The sequence below is a fragment of the Bacillus sp. LJBS06 genome (assembly GCF_016924995.1).
GTDB classification, from domain to species: Bacteria; Bacillota; Bacilli; order Bacillales; family Bacillaceae; genus Bacillus; species Bacillus stercoris.
In genome coordinates this window covers 1570356-1585697 of sequence record NZ_CP070483.1, presented here as the reverse complement: position 1 = coordinate 1585697, position 15342 = coordinate 1570356, and the positions used below count along the sequence as shown (strand labels likewise).

Genomic DNA, 15342 nt, shown 5'->3' with positions numbered 1-15342 from the left:
TCTCCTCTCAGCTGTCTGATTTTAAAGGCAAAACCACTTGAAAGACACTGCCTTTTCCAGCTTCGCTTTCGATTTTCAATTCCCCGTCATGTTCCTTCAAGATTCTCAAACAAATGGGAAGTCCCAATCCGGTACCCTTTTCTTTTGTGGAATAAAAAGGTTTGCCAATCTGCTTCAGTTTTTCCTGCGGCATACCGCTTCCTTCATCCTTTACGCTTATCACTGCATGAGAGGCGGTTTTTGCAGTTGAAATGGTTACGACACCGCCCTGTGGCATTGCCTCAATTCCGTTTTTAATGATATTGATAAAAACCTGCTTTAGCTGATTCTCGTCCCCGTTAATCATGCAGCCATCTGTCTCTTTGAAATGTTTCTCTATGACGATATTGGACAGAATAGCATTGGTATCAAGCAATGTCGTGACTTGTTTCAAAATCTCATTAAGCTGGTGCGTTTTGAATGTAATCGCCTGCGGTTTTGCAAGCAGCAACAGCTCGCTGAGAACTAAATCGATTCTTTTAATCTCTGAAAAGATGATGTCAAAATAGTCTTTTCTGTCCGGATATTGTGTTTTCATAATCTGGAGGAAACCGCTGACAGATGTTAAAGGGTTTCTGACCTCATGAGCAATACCGGCGGCAAGTTCACTTGTGATTGATAGTTTCTGGGATTCCCTCGCCAGCCGTTCATTAATCTCAATGAGCTCATCTTCAGCCTCTTTCCGCTCAGTGATATCTGACATTGTACCCAGGCTGCCTGTAAATTGGTCATCCCGGTCATAGTAAAGTTTATAATGAACTTCTCCCCAAAAAATCGTGCCGTTCTTTGTCACGTATTTTGCCGTAAACATGCCAGAAGACGCCTTGTTTTGGATTTGTGTGTTAATGTGGTCCGCTACGTGCTTTTCTTTTATGAAGTAATCATTATACATCGTTCCCATACATTCACTGATTGAAAAGCCGGTTATTGATGCCCACGCTTGGTTTAAATATGTAATTTCGCCTTTTGCATTCGTTTGAAATACGATTTCCTGCAAATTATCCATGATACGATTTTTTTCTTCAGAAAGCTGCTTATACTTCCATTCGTTATCCTTCATTTTCTTAACCAGCTGCTGTTTCTCATCAATATAATAAGCCAGCATCCAGACACTCACCAGCGTGACTGCAGTATACACAATATCAACAGGCCAATTAATCGGGTTTTTGCCTATAAAATAAAATAAATAATCCCAAAACATTATAAAAATCATTGCCAAAATGATGGAAATGATACGAGCTTGATATTTTCTCATATGACCACCTGCCGCTTGTGTTTCTCTACTTATTGTACCATTCTTCGACAAATAATTGAGTAAAATATGTAAAGTATCCCAAATCATTCATTACCAAATATTCTTGATGTCTTATCTTAGGCGGCGGTAATCAAAAATTGGCACGCAAAAAAGGCGGAGATGATATCGCTCCGCCTTTTTCAACATAATTTTATTCTTTTAAAGCGGCTTGAATTTCTTCGAGAAGCAGCTGTGCACCCTCAGGGCTTAGCGTAATTTTGCCGTTGCCGTAATCTTTATTTTCTGAAGTGATTTCTCCAGTCATTAAACAAACGCCATGAGGTTTGTACTTTTTCAAGATAATTTTATCTCCGTCAACAAAAAACTCAATGCTGTCTTTTATGGCAATATCCAGTGCCCGTCTTAACTCTATCGGCATAACAATGCGGCCTAATTCATCTACTTTTCTCACAACACCTATTGATTTCATAAAAACCCTTCTTCCTTTAAATGTTTCTTTTCTCATGTAATGTTTAAGGATGCACCTCAATATATCGTAGACGAATGAAACTCAAAAAAAGTTTCCCGCTTTCTATAAGAATCACAAGATATTTTTTCCATAAAACCGAAAAATGTATTACTTCTGTTACACAGCTCCTTGATTTTTTACAAAAACATTTCTTTACCGACACACACCCCCAAAAATCGCAGTATTTCTGAGAAACTTTAAATGTAGAATCATATTAAATTAGGATAGAGATTGGGTGAAAACATGTTTCAATCAACTGAAATTGGGATTGACTTAGGAACTGCTAATATACTTGTTTACAGCAAAAATAAAGGGATTATCCTAAATGAACCATCTGTTGTCGCAGTGGATACAACGACAAAAGCAGTGCTTGCAATCGGAGCTGACGCCAAAAACATGATCGGTAAAACACCGGGAAAAATTGTGGCTGTCAGACCGATGAAAGATGGCGTGATCGCAGACTATGATATGACAACTGATCTGCTAAAGCACATTATGAAAAAAGCCGCAAAAAGCATCGGCATGTCGTTCAGAAAGCCGAACGTAGTCGTTTGCACACCGTCAGGCTCAACAGCGGTAGAGCGCCGTGCCATCAGTGATGCGGTGAAAAATTGCGGCGCGAAAAACGTTCATTTAATCGAAGAGCCAGTAGCAGCCGCCATCGGAGCGGATTTACCGGTTGACGAGCCGGTTGCCAATGTGGTCGTAGATATCGGCGGAGGGACGACAGAAGTCGCTATCATTTCCTTCGGTGGCGTTGTTTCCTGCCATTCTATTAGAATCGGCGGAGACCAGCTTGATGAGGATATCGTTTCTTTCGTCCGGAAAAAATACAATTTACTGATCGGCGAACGTACGGCTGAGCAGGTAAAAATGGAAATCGGCCATGCTCTGATTGAACATATACCTGAGGCAATGGAAATTCGGGGACGCGACCTCGTGACAGGCCTTCCAAAAACCATTATGCTTCAATCCAACGAAATTCAAGATGCAATGCGCGAATCTCTCCTGCATATTCTTGAAGCCATCAGAGCGACACTTGAGGACTGCCCGCCTGAATTAAGCGGAGATATTGTCGACCGCGGCGTTATTTTAACAGGAGGCGGCGCGCTTCTTAATGGAATTAAAGAATGGCTTACAGAAGAGATTGTCGTGCCTGTACACGTGGCGCAAAACCCGCTTGAATCTGTAGCAATCGGCACAGGCCGTTCTTTAGAAGTGATTGATAAGCTGCAAAAGGCAATTAAATAGTCTTCCCCCGCATAAATCTCATACGCGGCAAATTTCTTGCTTCTTTTTTCCTCACTTCCTTCATATTGTGGGAAATGGAGAAACGTTAAGGAGGAAACCGATGCTAAGAGATTTAGGAAGAAGAGTAGCGATCGCAGCCATTTTAAGCGGAATTATTCTTGGGGGCATGAGCATTTCTTTGGCAAATATGCCCCATTCGCCTGCAGGCGGCACTGTAAAACTGAATCATCCATAGTATTGAAAAACCCAAGACATGTCGTTTTGGGTTTTTCACTTTGGCCTCCTTCTTTCCTTTATAGGATCATATTTGATATGATGAGAAAAAAGCTTGAGGAGGAATGGTTTATGGATTCATTTTCACAGAAGTTAAATACATATGCACAACTGGCAGTAGAAGTCGGTGTAAATGTCCAAAAAGGCCAGCATGTAGTCGTAAATGCTTCAACAGACGTCCGGGATTTTGTGCGCTTAATTGTAAAACACGCATATGAAAAGGGTGCAAAAAACGTCACAGTGAATTGGCAAGATGACGAAGTCGCCAAATTAAAATACGAGCTTGCGCCGTTTGAGGCATTTGAAGAATATCCTGAATGGGAAGCAAAAGGCAGAGAAGAGCTTGCCAAAAATGGAGCTGCTTTCATTTCTGTTGTGTCGTCAAACCCAGACTTGCTAAAGGGTGTAGATTCCAAACGGATTGCGGCATTCCAAAAAGCAGCAGGCAAAGCATTACATACATACAGACAATATATTCAATCAGACAAAGTCAGCTGGACTGTCGTAGGTGCGGCATCAGAGGGCTGGGCTCAGAAGGTGTTTCCTGGAAAATCAAAGGAGGAAGCCATTCACCTTCTGTGGGAAGAAATTTTTAAAGCGACGCGCGTAAACGAAGACAATCCAGTTCAGGCGTGGATCAAGCATGACCAAAATCTTCATGAAAAAGTTGATCATTTGAACGAGAGACATTACGCTGCCTTACATTATCAAGCAGAAGGAACTGATTTAACAATTAAGCTGCCTAGAAAGCATGTTTGGGCAGGTGCAGGAAGCGTGAATGAAAGCGGCCATGAATTTATGGCTAATATGCCGACAGAAGAAGTATTCACGCTGCCTCAAAAAGACGGGGTTGACGGAGTAGTATCAAGCACAAAACCATTAAGCTACGGCGGAAATATTATTGAAAATTTCACTCTCACGTTTAAAAATGGCCGTATAATCGACATTAAAGCTGAACAAGGTGAAGACATTTTAAAAGAACTGGTGGAAGCAGATGAAGGTTCTCACTATTTAGGTGAAGTGGCACTTGTTCCTTACAATTCGCCTATATCACAATCAAACATTCTTTTCTATAACACGTTGTTTGATGAAAACGCGTCAAATCATTTGGCGATCGGAAGCGCCTATGCCTTTAATATTGAAGGCGGAAAGCAGATGTCTCGTGAAGAGCTTGTCAAAGAAGGCTTAAATGAAAGCATTACACACGTAGACTTTATGATCGGTTCAAAGGATATGAATATTGACGGAATTACGGATGATGGAAAAAGAGAACCTATTTTCCGAAACGGAAATTGGGCTTTTTAAATAAATAAAAGGAGGCTTTTCGCCTCCTTTTTTTATTTTTCTGCTTCATACATTTGCAGATTAGCATAAACGGTTTCTAATACGGGTGCCGCGAGAGATAAACGTTTTGCTTTTTCAAGCAAAAATCCATGCAGGTGGTCACCTTCAGTCGTTTGGCCGTTTTCCATATCCCGAAGCATGGAGGACTTCATATGATAAGACATGCTTGTCATCGTACGAAAGCTCTCTTCCTCAAGATCCGGATCAGCCGGAACGCCTTCTTTTCGTAAAACAGCGCCAATTTCCCCAATAAGAGTTTGGGCCGTGTGACGTCCGCCTTCTGTGTCGAGAATCGGGCCAAGCGGTCGTTGAAATAACGTTGTAATCCCCGCTTGCGCTGCAATAAAGAGATACTTTTTCCAAATGTCCTTCTCGATATGCCCGCTAATGATGACTTCAGCCTTCAGGCTTGAAAATGCCTCTTCAAGCGCTTTTATTCGATCCGTACGCTCTCCGTTCCATTCTCCAAATACAAAACGATGCGATGCACTCGTATGATGAATTTCTCCTCTGTTGTCTAAAGCACTTTCTATAAAACACAGGCCGCCCAGCACCTGTTCTTTTGAAAATGCCGCGAACAGCTGCTCATAGTGGCGGTACCCGTTTAAGAAAGGGATAATGACAGATTCCTGATGGATAAACGGCTTGACATCGTTTATCACCTGATCAAGCGAGTATGCTTTAGAAGCAATGATAACGACATCAAATTGCCCGGTTTCTCCCGCACTGATTAATACGGGCTGAAATGATGCATCCCCTTTTTCACTATGGATGACAAGCCCGGTTTCTTTAAGCTGCTGAGCTCGTTTTTGGCGCACGAGAAATGTCACATCATTTCCTTTCTCTGCAAGCCGTCCGCCAATATACCCACCTACTCCGCCTGCTCCGACGACTAAAAATTTCATGTTGTGGTCCCCTTTCATAATGATGTATCAAAAAAAGCAGAGAAATCTCTGCTTTTTTATTCCGCGTATAGTTCAGCCAATTTTTTCTGCACATCAGTATTTTCAAGGAACTCGTCATAGCTCATTTGCTTATCAACGATGCCATTAGGTGTAATTTCTATAATTCTGTTGGCAATGGTCTGCACAAACTGATGGTCATGCGAAGTAAACAGCATAGCGCCTTTAAAGCTGATTAAGCCGTTATTGAGCGCTGTAATGGATTCTAAGTCTAAATGGTTAGTCGGCTCATCCAAAATTAAAATATTGGCTCCAGAAAGCATCGCTTTTGACAGCATACAGCGGACCTTTTCTCCCCCGGAAAGTACATTTGCTTTTTTGTGGACTTCTTCTCCGGAGAACAGCATGCGTCCTAAGAACCCGCGTAAAAAGCTCTCACTTTGGTCGTGCGGAGAATATTGGCGAAGCCAGTCTACAAGATTCAGATCACTGCCTTCGAAATATTCGCTGTTGTCTTTTGGAAAATACGCTTGTGATGTGGTAACACCCCATTTAAACGTTCCGCTGTCAGCTTCCATTTCCCCGGAAATGATTTTAAACAGTGTAGTAACGGCAAGTTCATTCCGGCCAGTGAAAGCAATTTTATCTTCTCGGTTCATAATGAAGCTGACATTGTCGAGCACCTTTACGCCATCGATCGTTTTTGTTAATCCTTCCACCTGAAGAACATCATTTCCGATTTCCCGTTCCGGCGTGAAGTTAACGTAAGGATAGCGACGGGAAGACGGTTTAATATCATCCAGCGTGATTTTTTCGAGAAGTTTCTTCCTTGATGTGGCCTGCTTAGATTTAGACGCATTGGCGCTGAATCTAGCGACAAACTCTTGAAGCTGTTTAATCTGCTCTTCTTTTTTCTTGTTCGCTTCTTGAGAAAGCTTTAACGCCAGCTGGCTTGACTCGTACCAGAAATCATAGTTTCCGACATAGATTTGAATTTTGTTAAAATCAAGGTCGGCAATGTGCGTACACACTTTATTTAAGAAGTGACGGTCATGGGATACGACAATAACTGTATTTTCAAAGTTAATCAGAAACTCTTCAAGCCACTGGATTGCCTGAAGGTCCAAGTGGTTCGTCGGCTCATCGAGCAGCAGAACATCCGGCTTGCCGAATAATGCCTGTGCCAAGAGAACTTTTACCTTCTCCGAACCGCCAAGATCTTCCATCTTCTTTGTGTGCAGGTCTTCTGAGATACCAAGACCTTTTAAAAGGATCGCCGCTTCACTTTCCGCTTCCCATCCGTTCAGTTCCGCAAATTCACCTTCTAGCTCAGCAGCGCGAATCCCATCCTCATCTGAGAAATCAGGCTTCATGTAAATAGCGTCTTTCTCCTGCATGACTTCATACAGGCGTTTGTGACCCATGATGACCACTTTCAGCACTTCATACTCTTCGTACTCAAAATGGTTCTGCTTCAAGACGGCAAGACGTTCGCCAGGACTCATATGCACGTCGCCTGTCTGAGGCTCGATTTCGCCTGAAAGCACCTTTAGAAACGTTGATTTACCGGCACCATTTGCACCAATTAACCCATAGCAGTTGCCTGGGGTAAATTTAATATTAACATCTTCAAATAACTTACGATCCGCAAACCGCAAGCTTACATTATTTACAGCAATCATTTATTATCCTCCATCATGTCTATCATCAATAAAAGTATACCATGAATACAGTGCAAGAGAAATGATTCCCTGATAAAACAGAGAGAAAACACTTATACACCCAATCCTGCCAGCTGTGTTACAATTAAAGAGAGAGAATGCATCCGCCTGGAAAATTACACACTCTCATGGAGGAACACGTTGAGGCTTTTAACACTTACTGAATATTGCTTATTGATCTTTTTTACGGGCTTTTACCTTGCCGTAACAGGCTTTACCGCCAAGGATATCGGCTTATACATAGGCATAGCCCTTATTTACATATTTTCGCACATTTTTTCTAAACGACTTTTAGAAAAGCGCGGAAAAGAGAACAAACAGGTTCACCTTTTCTTCAGTGTGCTGGCCATTATCGGTTCAGTGTTCATCACAGTTTTATGCATTGCATTGGTCGCTTCTTTTTCAAAATAAAAACGCCTGCTGTCCAAAGGCCAGCAAGGCGTTTTTATTTTGTTTGACGCATTTCGTTAAACGGGAAAAAGACAAACTTCGATGTGCCGACAATTCGATCTTCCGCAATCAGTCCCAATCCGTTTCGGCTGTCCATAGAATTCAGCCGGTTATCTCCCATGACAAAATATTTGCCTTTCGGAACCTTAACCGGTCCAAAGTCGCCTGTCAGACTGACACCGAGCTTTTCTGCTTCCTTCTTGTTTTTAGACAAGTAAGGCTCGGCTACTTTTTTGCCGTTTATATAAAGCGTGTCATCCTTCATTTGAACGGTTTCTCCAGGCTTTCCAATCAATCTTTTTACATAATGGATTTTAGAAGTCTCACCGTTGATAATAACGATATCTCCGCGCTTCAGCTCGCCGATATAGTTGACTGTTTTATTCACAAACAGCCTTTCTCCGTCATGTAATGTGGGATACATAGATGAACCTTCAACTAAATACGGTTCAAACAAAAAGTGACGGATCAGGAGAGCCAGCAGAACAGCGATGACAATCGCTTTACCCCATTCCAGGTACGTATTGGTTTTTTTCTTCGCCGTTTTCTCAGTATTCGTATTTTTTTCCTCGGTCAAAGTGTTTCCTCCTAGATGATTGCTATATCAGTTGTTTCTCTTCTTTTACTTTATCATAAAAAAGAATAAATTACATAACTTAACCCGCTCGCTGCCTGTCGGATAAGAAAAAGCGTCCTTTCGAATCAAGGACGCTTTTTTTCTTATTTCTCTGTAACAGGTTTTTTGACAATACCGAGGATAATTGCCATCACGACAGCACCGATCACGATACTTAATAGGTAAAGCAACGGATGGTTGGTAATGAAAGCTACGAATACTCCTCCATGAGGCGCCGGAAGCGTTACACGGAAGAATTCAGTCAATCCGCCGGCAACAGCTGCACCGATTACAGCAGCTGGAATGACACGAAGCGGATCAGCCGCAGCAAACGGGATCGCTCCCTCTGTTACGAAAGCAGCACCCATGAAGTAGCATGTAATACCAGCTTCACGGTCACGCTGAGTGAATTTGTTTCGGAAAATGGTTGTAGCAAGTGCGATACCAAGCGGAGGAACCATACCGCCGGCCATGATTGCTGCATGAGGAGCATAGTTGCCTGCATCGATCATGGCGATACCGAACGTAAAGGCTGCTTTATTAAGCGGGCCACCCATATCGATCGCCATCATACCGCCCAAGATAATCCCCATCAATACTAGGTTTCCAGTACCAAGGCTTTCAAGCCAGTTTGTTAAGAAATTCATAAATGCTGCTACAGGTGTATTGATGACAAATTGCATTAATACGCCAGTGATAAAAATACCGAACAGCGGATAAATCAGTACAGGTTTTAATCCATCAAGTGACTGAGGGATAAAGGTAAATGCTTTTTTCAGTAAAATCACGACATAACCGGCAAGGAATCCGGCAATTAAACCGCCTAAGAATCCAGCATTCGCTTGAGTCGCCATGAATCCGCCGACCATACCAGGCGCAAAACCAGGACGGTCTGCAATACTCATTGCGATAAATCCAGCAAGAACAGCCACAATTAATCCTAATGCGTTGTCACCGCCGATAAACTTAAGAGCTGCGGCAAACGCGTTGTAAGTAGGATCTTTTGGATCAGCAGAATGAATTCCCCAGAAGAATGAAATCGCAACGAGGATACCGCCGCCGACTACGAACGGAAGCATGTTGCTGACACCGCTCATCAAATGCTTATAAAACGTGTTTCCGATTCCGCTTCCAGACTTGCCTCTCGCTTCATCTTCATCGTTTGAAGCTGAAGAACCGCCGCTGCCTTGATAAATCGGGGCATCTTGGTTCATCGCTTTTTCGATCAGTTCCTGAGGGCGTCTGATACCTGCCGTTACAGGAACTTGAAGTACGCGCTTACCTTTAAAGCGTTCCATTTCAACCTGCTTGTCCGCTGCGACAATGATTGCAGGTGCATCTTCAATTTCTTGGGCAGTCAGCTTGTGCTTAATGCCGCTTGAACCATTTGTTTCGACCTTAATGTCCACGCCAAGCTCTTTCGCTTTTTCTTTAAGGGCATCCGCAGCCATGAATGTATGGGCAATACCTGTCGGGCATGCAGTAACCGCTAAAATCTTTCCTTTTCCGGCAGGTGCTGGTGCCGCTTCTTCTTCCTCTTCCTCTTCGTCATCATCTTTATCGTGCTGATTAATAATGTCGATGATGGCATCTTCTGACTCAGCTTCAAGGAGCTGCTTGCGGATTTCTTCACGCATTAACAGCGTGGAAAGTCTTGACAATGCTTCAAGGTGAGTATTGTTTGCGCCTTCAGTCGCCGCAATCATGAAGACTAAGTGAGCCGGCTGGCCGTCTAATGATTCATAATCGACACCGTCTTTAGAACGTCCGAACGCGATCGCCGGGTTGATAACGCTAGCCGTTTTCGCATGAGGGATAGCGATTCCTTCACCAATACCCGTTGAGCTTTGGCTTTCGCGGTTTAAAATGGCTTCTTTATAGGCTTGTCGGTCATTTAACTTACCAGCCTTATCAAGAACAGTGACCATTTCGTCAATCACATTTTCTTTTTCTTTGCTCTCAATATTAAGCTTTATCGTATGCTTTGTTAAAAGCTCAGTTATTTTCACTTGTGTTTCCTCCTCTATAGACGTGTGACCTTAACTTCAGGAAGAAGCTGCTGGACAAATTCTTCTGTTCCAAGTTCTTCAGAGAACGCGGTAGCACTGCCTGAAGTAACCCCTAAGCGGAATGCTTCTTCAAGCGGCAGTTGTTTGGAAATTCCGGCAAGGAAGCCTGCTACAACGGAATCTCCTGCTCCGACTGAGTTTACCAATTTCCCCTTTGGCACGTTAGCAAAATAAACTGCTTCGTTCGTAAACAAAAGCGCTCCGTCTCCTGCCATTGAAACGATTACATGTTCAGCGCCCTGTTCTACCAGCTTCTTCCCATAAGGAACAGCTTCCTCAACAGAGGTAATGGTCGTGCCGAACATTTCTCCAAGCTCATGATGGTTTGGCTTCATCAAAAACGGTTTCATTTCTGTCGCTTTCAAAAGAGCCTCTCCTGAGATATCCAGAACAACTCGTGCGTTCTGCTGTTTGCAGGCCTCTGCGATTTTTTCATACGTATCGTGAGGAAGTGAAGATGGAATACTTCCTGCAAGAACAACGATGTCTCCCTCTTCTAAAGATTGGAACTGCTCTAAAAAGGCCTTGAAATCTTCATCCGAAATTGTCGGTCCCTGCCCGTTAATTTCAGTTTCATCACCCGTTTTCAGCTTTACATTGATACGGGTATCCCCTTTTACTTCAGAAAAAGCTGTTTCCAAATTTTCTTCCCGCAAAAATGTTTTGATATATTCTCCGGTAAATCCGCCGACGAATCCGAGCGCTTTAGACGGTACATGATGTCTTTTCAGCAGTCTCGATACGTTGATGCCTTTGCCCCCTGGATACTTGGTATCATATGAAGAACGATTCAGGCCTCCTACAGTAAAATCTTCAACGTGAACAATATAATCGACAGATGGATTAAGTGTTACAGTGTAAATCATGGTTTCACTACCTTTACGACAGTTTTTTCTTGGTAATTATCGAATGTAAGCTCTTCAGCGTCAGTCGTAATGATTGTTGCGTCGCCTATTCCGGCAAATGCCGAAAATGAAATTTCTCCGAACTTCGAAGGGTCTGCTAAGACGTAAGCGTGTTTTGCCTGTTTGATCGCTTTCTGTTTTAAAAGGGCCTCATCAGGGTCCGGCGTTGTGAATCCAGCCTCTGTATGCACACCGTTTGTCCCCAGAAAGCTCTTGTCGAATCTGTACTGGTCCATGGCAATCAGTGAAGCGCCTCCAATAACCGCGCCCGTTCTGTGCTTTACGTATCCTCCAAGCAGATAAAAAGAAATTTCTTTCCTTATTAATGCTTCGATATGCATCACCCCGTTTGTGACAACGACAATATCTTTGGTTTTATCCATAAAATCAATCATGTGCAAAGTCGTTGTGCCTGCATCAAGGTAAATGCAATCCCCTTCTTCTAAAAGAGAAGCAGCTTTTTCAGCAATCTTCAATTTGTCGTGAAGGTTTTTGGATGATTTTTCAAGCATATCGGGTTCAAGTCTGATATCGGAAAGCTTGGCCGCTCCCCCATGAACACGCTTTAAAAAACCGCGTTCTTCAAGTGTCGATAAATCTCTTCTGATTGTTGATTCAGAAGCATTTGTCAGATTTATGAGCTCTTGAATCTTTACCACATCATGCTTTTCTATTTGATCAATAATCAATTGATGCCGTTCAGGAGTTAGCATGCTTCACCTCCTAATGAAAACGTATTCATTTTGAATACAATTTCATTGTAAACGCTATTTTCAGTTTAGGCAACTAAAATCATTCAAATTCATTCAATAACTATCAAAATCTTTCACGTTTATCCATATTAACGTATGTCTATAGGGTTTGTAAACTGTAAATTCGACAAAAATAAGGACAATTGTACGACATTTTCTTCTTATTTTAATGAAAAAAGTCTTTTATATTCATAGTAGAAATCACTACACATAAAAAAACCTCATGCATGTTGCATGAGGCTACTCATAACGCAGCGCTTCAATCGGATCAAGCTTTGCGGCTTTATTTGCAGGAAGCATGCCGAAAATAACACCAATGAGCATACTGAACAGCACGCCCCCGCATACAACCTCCCAGGATATGAGTGACGGCCAGCCCGCAATGGCTGAAACAAGCGCGGCCCCTCCGTACCCAATACCAATCCCGATCAGGCCGCCAATCAGCGTCAATACGACTGACTCAATTAAAAACTGAGTCAGGATCTGTCCCCTTGTCGCACCGAGTGATTTTCTGATTCCGATTTCCCGCGTCCGTTCTGTGACTGATACAAGCATAATATTCATGACACCGATTCCGCCAACCAATAGAGAGATGCCCGCAATTGAACCGATAATCGTCGTCATTATTGCCGTTACTTTGCCAATCCCGGCCGCAATCTCTTCCATGTTCATCACTTGATACGAATCCTCTGTGCCATGATTGTCATTTACCAGCTGTGCCGCTTCTTTCCCAACCGATTTTATATCGTCTGCTGATTCAACCTGCAATGATACGTTACTGAAATCACTTGTACCAAAAGAGGATTTCATCATATTAAATGGCACATACATTTGACTTAAATCGAAAGAAAGCAAGCCTGTTTCTTTTTTCAGCACGCCGATAATTTCAACGGGCTGTCCGTTTATCCAGACAACTTCACCTAAAGGGGAGTTTTTATCGAACAGCTCTTCAGCCATCTTTTGAGAGATGATTCCGACTCTATTCCCCGCGAGAAAGTCATTGTCTGTAAAGGTTCTGCCGCTTTCGATTTTTAAAGAATTGACATTCATGTATCCATCATTTATTCCGTTAACCGTAGCCTCGGTTTCCTCTTCATGATAACGCGCTGTCATACTTTCAGAAGTCGAGGCAACGACTTGTTTAATGCCTTCTATCCCTTTTAAATCTTTAATATCGTTTTCTGTAAACGTAGATTCAGCTGCAGCGTTCGGATTGCTTGCAAGCTCTTCGTCGCTTGGCATATAGTATAGCTCCACTGTATTTCCCGGTCCGCTGATCGACTGCTTCAGCATTTGCTCACCGCCCTGCCCTACCGCAACGACAACGATGACAGAGCCTACCCCAATGATAATGCCGAGCATTGTTAAGATCGAACGCATTTTATGGGCAAGGACAGAGCTTAGAGCCATTCTGATGTTTTCTAACAGGCTCATTCCCCCACACTCCTTTGGCCGGAGCTGGCAGGAACAATATTGCCGTCACGCACCATAACAATCCGGTTCGTGCAATCTGCAACTTCGGGCTCGTGTGTAACAAGAACGATTGTCGTTCCTTCGGCATTTAATGCTGTAAATTGATCCATAATCGCTACGCTTGTTTTCGTATCCAGCGCGCCGGTCGGTTCATCTGCTAAAATTAATTTCGGCTCATTCACGATCGCCCTCGCAATCGCCACCCGCTGCTTCTGCCCGCCCGACAGCTCATTGGGCATGTGGAGCATTCGATCGGCTAACCCGACCTTTTCCAATGCTCTCTCAGCCCTTTCTTGACGTTCTTTTTTGCCTATCCCGGAATAAATCATCGGCAGCTCAACATTTTTTTTTGCGTTCAGCCGCGGAAGAAGCTGAAATTGCTGAAATACAAAACCGATTGACCGGTTACGGACTGCCGCCAGTTCTTTATCTTTATATGAAGAAACGTCCTCGCCGTCCAATTTATACGTACCGGAAGTCGGTCGGTCAAGACAGCCGATAATATTCATGATCGTCGATTTCCCTGATCCTGACGGCCCCATAATCGAGACATATTCCCCTTGATGAATGTCCAAATGAATAGAATGGAGAACATCAAACGTTTCCCTGCCGATCTGGTAGCTTTTTCGCACATTAGAAAGCTGAATCATTTAAGGTTTCACTTCCATTCCGTCAGTCACCTGATCAGATGGATTCAAAATGACTTGATCATCTTGGGAAAGCCCCTCTTTAATTTCTGTCAGATCATCTGTCACTTCGCCGATTTTGACATCAACTCGCTTTGCTTTTCCGTCTTTTGCTGTATACACATAATATTGGTCATCTTCTTTTTTGACTGCCTTTGAAGGAAGCGTATTTGCTTTTCGCTTATCGGTTTCAATATTCATGATAAATTTAAAGCCTGGCTTTCCTTCAGGAAGCTTTCCTTTTATTTTCACTTGAAGCGGGTATTGGACCGCCTGTTCTGTTCCTTGTGCCGCAGCGCTTTCCTGCTGATCAGGAACAAGTCCGACTGCGGAAACCGTGCCTTTCCATGATTTATCCTGGATAACATCTGAAGTGAGTGTGACCTTCTGGCCTTTTTTAACTTTCAGTGTATCGTATTCAGACAATTTCCCTGAGACGACGAGGTCTTTGGGATTGCCAATATGTATGACAGGCTCTTGAATATCTGACTTTTTGGATGCCGCTTCTTGGTTGACAGAAATAACGGTGCCTTCGATTTCGCTTTTCACTTCAAGATCTGACACCCGGTTGGCAAGTGACTGCCGCTGAAGCTCGGTTTGTTTTAATTCGATCTCAGCTGTTTTTTTCTGCATTTGAAGCTCTGTCCGTTCAGACTCAATTTGTTTTTCTGCTTCTTTTTTCCCAACCTGTTTCGCCAGATCTTTTTCTTTATTGTCTAACGCTTTTATCTTTTCTTGAGTTTGTTCAATTTGAAGCTGGTTCGATTCAGCGGTCAACTGGTTCTGTTCTTTTTCCAGACTCAGCTGCTCATTTGTATAGGTGACTAAAGTCGTGCCCTTTTTAACTTTGTCGCCTTCCTTCACTTTAATGTCTTCTAATGTCCCCTTATCAGCTTCATAAAAGACATACTGTTCATTTGAAAATTTTAGTGTACCGGGAACCATAACCTTTGATGAGATTTCTTTTTCTTCAAGGCTTCCCGTCTGTATCTTCTGGCCGGCGCTGCCGCTTGTTGGAGCGGCAGACCGGTATACATTTATTCCAATAAAAAGAGCGACTATAACGGCGATGCCAATTCCGATCCAGACTTTTTTCAT

General features: G+C 43.0%; 15 protein-coding genes. 4 read left to right on the top strand and 11 right to left on the bottom strand.

Features of this window, described 5'->3' with window-relative positions; translation table 11 throughout:
• Positions 1–7: 7 nt before the first annotated feature.
• Both kinC and abhA read right to left on the bottom strand, forming a co-directional pair.
• Positions 8–1294: a two-component sensor histidine kinase KinC gene (kinC, locus tag JQX68_RS08210; RefSeq protein ID WP_040083258.1), complete on the bottom strand. Its 1287-nt coding sequence runs from the start codon at positions 1292–1294 to the stop codon at positions 8–10.
• A gap of 190 nt (positions 1295–1484) precedes the next feature.
• Positions 1485–1763 carry a transcriptional regulator AbhA gene (gene abhA / locus JQX68_RS08205; RefSeq protein ID WP_014663823.1) on the bottom strand — a complete coding sequence of 93 codons (279 nt, stop codon included), beginning with the start codon at positions 1761–1763 and terminating at the stop codon, positions 1485–1487.
• Between the two features lie 282 nt (positions 1764–2045).
• Here abhA and mreBH point away from each other — a divergent pair, with 282 nt between their 5' ends.
• The 3 genes from mreBH (at position 2046) to JQX68_RS08190 (ending at position 4631) form a co-directional block, all read left to right on the top strand.
• A complete protein-coding gene (mreBH, locus tag JQX68_RS08200; protein WP_003245743.1) occupies positions 2046–3053 on the top strand; it encodes a cell shape-determining protein MreBH in 1008 nt (335 codons plus the stop codon).
• A gap of 100 nt (positions 3054–3153) precedes the next feature.
• Positions 3154–3288, top strand: coding sequence for a protein YkpC (locus tag JQX68_RS08195; protein WP_003238865.1), 135 nt, complete (start codon positions 3154–3156; stop codon positions 3286–3288).
• 110 nt (positions 3289–3398) lie between these two features.
• Positions 3399–4631, top strand: a complete 1233-nt coding sequence (locus JQX68_RS08190; RefSeq protein ID WP_147771853.1) for an aminopeptidase — start codon at positions 3399–3401, stop codon at positions 4629–4631.
• A 32-nt stretch (positions 4632–4663) separates the two neighbouring features.
• Here the strand turns inward: JQX68_RS08190 and JQX68_RS08185 are convergent, their stop codons facing one another.
• Both JQX68_RS08185 and JQX68_RS08180 read right to left on the bottom strand, forming a co-directional pair.
• On the bottom strand, positions 4664–5575 hold the full coding sequence (locus JQX68_RS08185) for a ketopantoate reductase family protein (protein WP_147771852.1): 912 nt from the start codon (positions 5573–5575) through the stop codon (positions 4664–4666).
• Between the two features lie 56 nt (positions 5576–5631).
• The gene (locus tag JQX68_RS08180; RefSeq protein ID WP_014663819.1) at positions 5632–7254 is read right to left on the bottom strand and encodes an ABC-F family ATP-binding cassette domain-containing protein; all 1623 of its coding nucleotides are present in this window, start codon (positions 7252–7254) and stop codon (positions 5632–5634) included.
• 180 nt (positions 7255–7434) lie between these two features.
• Here JQX68_RS08180 and JQX68_RS08175 point away from each other — a divergent pair, with 180 nt between their 5' ends.
• Entirely contained in the window at positions 7435–7704 is a 270-nt protein-coding gene (locus JQX68_RS08175; protein ID WP_003232345.1) for a hypothetical protein, read from the top strand.
• Positions 7705–7738: 34 nt separating this feature from the next.
• Here JQX68_RS08175 and sipT read toward each other — a convergent pair whose 3' ends face one another.
• From sipT to JQX68_RS08140, 7 genes are all read right to left on the bottom strand, one after another.
• Complete coding sequence (sipT, locus tag JQX68_RS08170; protein ID WP_003232348.1) at positions 7739–8320, bottom strand: signal peptidase I sipT; 582 nt, start codon at positions 8318–8320, stop codon at positions 7739–7741.
• Positions 8321–8463: 143 nt separating this feature from the next.
• Complete coding sequence (locus JQX68_RS08165; protein ID WP_147771851.1) at positions 8464–10368, bottom strand: PTS fructose transporter subunit IIABC; 1905 nt, start codon at positions 10366–10368, stop codon at positions 8464–8466.
• 14 nt (positions 10369–10382) lie between these two features.
• Complete coding sequence (gene pfkB, locus JQX68_RS08160) at positions 10383–11294, bottom strand: 1-phosphofructokinase (RefSeq protein WP_071576738.1); 912 nt, start codon at positions 11292–11294, stop codon at positions 10383–10385.
• Positions 11291–12046: a DeoR/GlpR family DNA-binding transcription regulator gene (locus tag JQX68_RS08155; RefSeq protein WP_014663816.1), complete on the bottom strand. Its 756-nt coding sequence runs from the start codon at positions 12044–12046 to the stop codon at positions 11291–11293. The genes pfkB and JQX68_RS08155 overlap by 4 nt, the downstream gene beginning before the upstream one ends.
• 279 nt (positions 12047–12325) lie before the next feature.
• Entirely contained in the window at positions 12326–13519 is a 1194-nt protein-coding gene (gene skiZ, locus JQX68_RS08150; RefSeq protein WP_103031999.1) for a sporulation-delaying-protein transporter subunit SkiZ, read from the bottom strand.
• The gene (gene yknY, locus JQX68_RS08145; protein WP_136654521.1) at positions 13516–14208 is read right to left on the bottom strand and encodes an ABC transporter ATP-binding protein YknY; all 693 of its coding nucleotides are present in this window, start codon (positions 14206–14208) and stop codon (positions 13516–13518) included. Before yknY ends, skiZ begins: the two co-directional genes overlap by 4 nt.
• Positions 14209–15342: an efflux RND transporter periplasmic adaptor subunit gene (locus JQX68_RS08140; protein ID WP_147771850.1), complete on the bottom strand. Its 1134-nt coding sequence runs from the start codon at positions 15340–15342 to the stop codon at positions 14209–14211.

What these genes read in the sequence shown, in the direction of transcription:
- skiZ (WP_103031999.1), bottom strand. Translation starts at nt 13,519, where the DNA reads ATGAGCCTGTTAGAAAACATCAGAATGGCTCTAAGCTCTGTCCTTGCC.
- JQX68_RS08190 (WP_147771853.1), top strand. Translation starts at nt 3,399, where the DNA reads ATGGATTCATTTTCACAGAAGTTAAATACATATGCACAACTGGCAGTA.
- JQX68_RS08195 (WP_003238865.1), top strand. Translation starts at nt 3,154, where the DNA reads ATGCTAAGAGATTTAGGAAGAAGAGTAGCGATCGCAGCCATTTTAAGC.
- yknY (WP_136654521.1), bottom strand. Translation starts at nt 14,208, where the DNA reads ATGATTCAGCTTTCTAATGTGCGAAAAAGCTACCAGATCGGCAGGGAA.
- abhA (WP_014663823.1), bottom strand. Translation starts at nt 1,763, where the DNA reads ATGAAATCAATAGGTGTTGTGAGAAAAGTAGATGAATTAGGCCGCATT.
- mreBH (WP_003245743.1), top strand. Translation starts at nt 2,046, where the DNA reads ATGTTTCAATCAACTGAAATTGGGATTGACTTAGGAACTGCTAATATA.
- kinC (WP_040083258.1), bottom strand. Translation starts at nt 1,294, where the DNA reads ATGAGAAAATATCAAGCTCGTATCATTTCCATCATTTTGGCAATGATT.
- pfkB (WP_071576738.1), bottom strand. Translation starts at nt 11,294, where the DNA reads ATGATTTACACTGTAACACTTAATCCATCTGTCGATTATATTGTTCAC.
- JQX68_RS08185 (WP_147771852.1), bottom strand. Translation starts at nt 5,575, where the DNA reads ATGAAATTTTTAGTCGTCGGAGCAGGCGGAGTAGGTGGGTATATTGGC.
- JQX68_RS08180 (WP_014663819.1), bottom strand. Translation starts at nt 7,254, where the DNA reads ATGATTGCTGTAAATAATGTAAGCTTGCGGTTTGCGGATCGTAAGTTA.
- JQX68_RS08140 (WP_147771850.1), bottom strand. Translation starts at nt 15,342, where the DNA reads ATGAAAAAAGTCTGGATCGGAATTGGCATCGCCGTTATAGTCGCTCTT.
- JQX68_RS08155 (WP_014663816.1), bottom strand. Translation starts at nt 12,046, where the DNA reads ATGCTAACTCCTGAACGGCATCAATTGATTATTGATCAAATAGAAAAG.